4 protein-coding genes are annotated in these 3,482 nt (G+C 63.5%); 2 read left to right on the top strand and 2 right to left on the bottom strand.

What is annotated here, in order from left to right:
- Positions 1 to 496 (top strand): alpha amylase C-terminal domain-containing protein (locus tag RWT78_RS28845; RefSeq protein WP_314682820.1); only part of this gene is annotated, 496 nt, incomplete at its 5' end.
- Positions 496 to 1,944, top strand: a complete 1,449-nt coding sequence (locus tag RWT78_RS28840; protein WP_003945377.1) for a neutral zinc metallopeptidase — start codon at positions 496 to 498, stop codon at positions 1,942 to 1,944. The genes RWT78_RS28845 and RWT78_RS28840, both read left to right, overlap by 1 nt.
- 18 nt (positions 1,945 to 1,962) lie before the next feature.
- On the opposite strand, the gene RWT78_RS28835 is transcribed toward RWT78_RS28840, so the two are convergent.
- Positions 1,963 to 2,859, bottom strand: a complete 897-nt coding sequence (locus RWT78_RS28835; protein ID WP_030537899.1) for a tetratricopeptide repeat protein — start codon at positions 2,857 to 2,859, stop codon at positions 1,963 to 1,965.
- 105 nt (positions 2,860 to 2,964) lie between these two features.
- A complete protein-coding gene (locus RWT78_RS28830) occupies positions 2,965 to 3,327 on the bottom strand; it encodes a DUF3817 domain-containing protein (protein WP_003945330.1) in 363 nt (120 codons plus the stop codon).
- Positions 3,328 to 3,482: the final 155 nt, after the last annotated feature.

The following is a 3,482-nucleotide window of genomic DNA, read 5'->3' as shown; positions in this document are numbered from 1 at the left end:
GCTGTTCATGGGACAGGAGTTCGGTCAGAGTGCGGAATGGTCCGAAGAACGCGGCCTCGACTGGTGGCAGCTCGACGATCAGTACACCGGCACTCTCCATCGCGGCGTCCAGCGACTGGTCGGCGATCTCAACTCCGCGTATCGACGTCATCCGGCCATGTGGACCCTCGACACCTCGCCCGGTGGATACTCCTGGATCGACGCCAACGACACCGAGAACAACGTCCTCAGTTTTCTGCGTTACGGTACTGACGGTTCGATTGTCGCCTGCCTGTTCAACTTCTCGGGCAGTGAGCACTCGAGCTACCGCGTCGGGCTACCAGAGCCCGGCCGATGGGTGGAAATTCTCAACACCGATGCCGAGGTGTACGGCGGCTCCGGAGTCGGGAACCTCGGAGCGGTCACAGCAACGTCGCATTCGTGGCACGGTCGGCCAGCCTCCGCACAGGTGGCGCTGCCAGCTGCTGGAGCGATTTGGATAAGTCTGGAGCGTTGATGGTCGGCCGGCGAGTAGTCATTGTCACGTCGTCACTGTTGGCAGTGGCAGCACTGCTCGCCGGTTGTGCCCAGGGAACGAGTGGCCACGCCGTCTCGATTTATCACGATCCCTTCCGCGTCGCCGGACTCGACGCAACGGCAGGACCAAGTGGGTTGCGTCCGGGAGCCCCCAACGCCGACCGAGCAATCACCGGCACCGACGGCGGGGACATCGACGCGCTGGCAGCCAACGCCATCACAGACATCGAAACCTACTGGGCCGCCGAGTACCCGGCTCTGTTCGACAAGCCCTTCGAACCGGTCGACGAGCTGATTTCGTGGGACCCCACCGAATCGAACGGCCCGGACTTCTGTGAGGAGACCACCGAAGAACTCATCAACGCCGGGTACTGCAGCATCGATCACACCATCGGTTGGGATCGTGAATTGCTGCTGCCCGAGGTGCGGGAGAAGTTCGGTGAAGTGGCCGTCGCGTTCATCTTTGCGCACGAGTACGGCCATGCCGTTCAACGCAAGGCCGGGATCGTCGGCGGTAAACGAGACGCAGCCCTGGTGCGAGAACAGCAAGCCGACTGTTTCGGTGGCGCCTTCTTGCGGCACGTCGCCGAGGACAAGGCCGCGCACTTCACGATGAACACCTCCGACGGACTCAACAAGGTGTTGGCGTCGGCGGTCGCCATCCGCGACGAAGACCCTAATGATCCTGAGAGCCACCATGGTTCGGCGTTCGAGCGCGTCACCGCCACTCAGATCGGCTTCACCGACGGCGCCGGTGCGTGCGCGAAGATGGACGCCGACGAAATCGAGTCACGACGTGCAGACCTCCCGCAGCAGTTCGCCGAGGGCAACGATTCCGGAGAACTGCCCGTCACCGAGGCAACTCTCGACGAGTTCGTGAAGACCTTCCAAGCGATCTTCGATCTACCGCAGCCACCGAAGGTCGTGTTCACCGGCGCAGACACCGGGTGCAGCGATGCCGTTGCGACCGAACCCGTCTCGTACTGCCCGTCGACGAACACCATCGGAATCAGCGTCGACGACCTTGCCGAGCGCGGCACGCCGGGTCGCGTCGGGCGACGCGAGTTGATCCAGACCAACATCACCGGTGACTACAACGCCTATGTCCTGCTCGCGTCGCGGTACACCCTCGCGATGCAGAAGGAGAACGGCCAATCGCTCGACACTCCGCAGACTGCCCTGCGCGCCGCCTGCCTGTCCGGCGTCATCACCGCAGCGCTCAGTCCCACCAACGCCGCGGCGTCCGGAGCACAGGTCACACTCTCCCCCGGCGACCTCGACGAAGCCGTATCGGGGCTGCTGACCGACGGCCTGGCTGCCAGTGACGTCAACGGTGAGACGGTTCCGAGCGGGTTCGCACGTGTCGACGCGTTCCGGACCGGCGTTCTCGGTGGCCGGGAAGTGTGCGACAGCCGCTACACGGAGTAGCGACTGCCGGTCCACACGTCAGTAGAGAGCGGAAGCCAACTTACGACGGGCCGCGATGACGATCGGTTCTGCCGGGTCGAACAGTTCGAACAGTTCGAGCAGGCGCGTCCGAGCGGCAGCCTTGTCGTCGCCGGCAGTTCGCGAGACCACCGAGATCAAGCGGGCGAACGACGCCTCGGGTTGCTGGGCGAACATTTCCAGGTCGGCCGCAGCGAACTGCAGTTCGAGATCGGACGGATCAGCATCCGCGGCCGCAATCGACTCGGGATCGACACCCTGAACCCGAGCCATGAACTTCACCTGGCGGACAGCGCTCTTGGCCTCCGCATTGTTGGGTTCGGCGTCGAGAATTTCCTGGTACGCAGCGATGGCGGCGTCGAGATCGCCCTCGTCCAGCGCGGTTTCAGCGGCCACGAAACGAGGATCCTCGACCTCCTCCACCGGTTCGTCCGCGTCGGACACCGGCCCACTCAACTTGCCCTCGACAGCTTGGAGGACTGCGTCGAACCACTGGCTGAGCTGCGCCTCTGGCTGAGCGCCCTGAAAATCGGCCAACGGCTGACCAGCCGCGACAGCAACAACCGTCGGAACCGACTGGACACCGAATGCCTGCGCGATGCGAGGACTCACGTCGACGTCGACGTTGGCAAGAATCCACTTGCCGCCGGCTCGCGCTGCAAATGATTCGAGAACTTCAGTGAACACGACCGAGGGCTCGTATGCGCGGCCACCGATGTTGACGATCACCGGTACCTGGCTCGACTTCAGCAGGACTTCGCTTTCGAAGTTCTCCTCGGTCACCTCGATCACTGCCCCGGAGACAGCAGAAACGGCCCCGTCGCCGCTGGTGTTACGCGGCGGTGGTGGGGCCGTGGCCCGCTCTTTGAAGGCGGACAAGTCGACTGCGCCGCTCATGGCGGCAGCAACTGCGGACGAACGCGCGGGGGGCCTGGAACCTGGTCGAGTCACGGCTCCCAGTTTGTCACGAGTTGCGAGAAGCTACGTAGAGGGATGCAGCACTCAGACGAGCGCCGCGTTGCCCTTGGACGCCTCGAACTCCGTGGACAGCTCACCGAGCTTGCCGTTTCGCACTGCCCAGCGTTCGAATATGACGGTGCCGAAGGGCGGAACGCTCGAGATCAGCGCAAGGATCGTGGTCTTGACGTCCCACTTGAGCGACCACGCGGTCAGGAGTGCAACAACGATGAACACCAGGAAGCCCGCGGTGCCATGGACCATTCCGGGGATGCGAATCGCTTCTTCGTGTCCGAGAACCCACTTGAAGAACATGGCAACCAGCAAGGCCGCCCAGGTCACAGCTTCCCACCACGCCACCAGACGGAAGCGTTTCGCGGGAGTGGATACGTCAAAGATGTTCGCCATGAGGCCATTGTGCCCGAACAACTACGACGCCCCGTAGTTGTGTGAGGAAAACCACGGGGCGTCGCAGAGCGAGAGCGCTGGTTCAGGTGTATTTAGACACTCAGGCCTTGGGGACGCGGACGATGAGTGCGTCGCCTTGTCCGCCGCCGCCGCAG

The organism is uncultured Rhodococcus sp. (genome assembly GCF_963525155.1).
In the GTDB taxonomy this organism is placed as follows: domain Bacteria; phylum Actinomycetota; class Actinomycetes; order Mycobacteriales; family Mycobacteriaceae; genus Rhodococcus_F; species Rhodococcus_F qingshengii.
Note: the sequence above shows the minus strand (reverse complement) of the source record. Positions and strands in the feature narration are given on the sequence as shown.

Bases quoted from the DNA above. Each gene is read 5' to 3' on its own strand.
- RWT78_RS28840 (WP_003945377.1), top strand. From the start codon at position 496: ATGGTCGGCCGGCGAGTAGTCATTGTCACGTCGTCACTGTTGGCAGTG.
- RWT78_RS28835 (WP_030537899.1), bottom strand. From the start codon at position 2,859: ATGAGCGGCGCAGTCGACTTGTCCGCCTTCAAAGAGCGGGCCACGGCC.
- RWT78_RS28830 (WP_003945330.1), bottom strand. From the start codon at position 3,327: ATGGCGAACATCTTTGACGTATCCACTCCCGCGAAACGCTTCCGTCTG.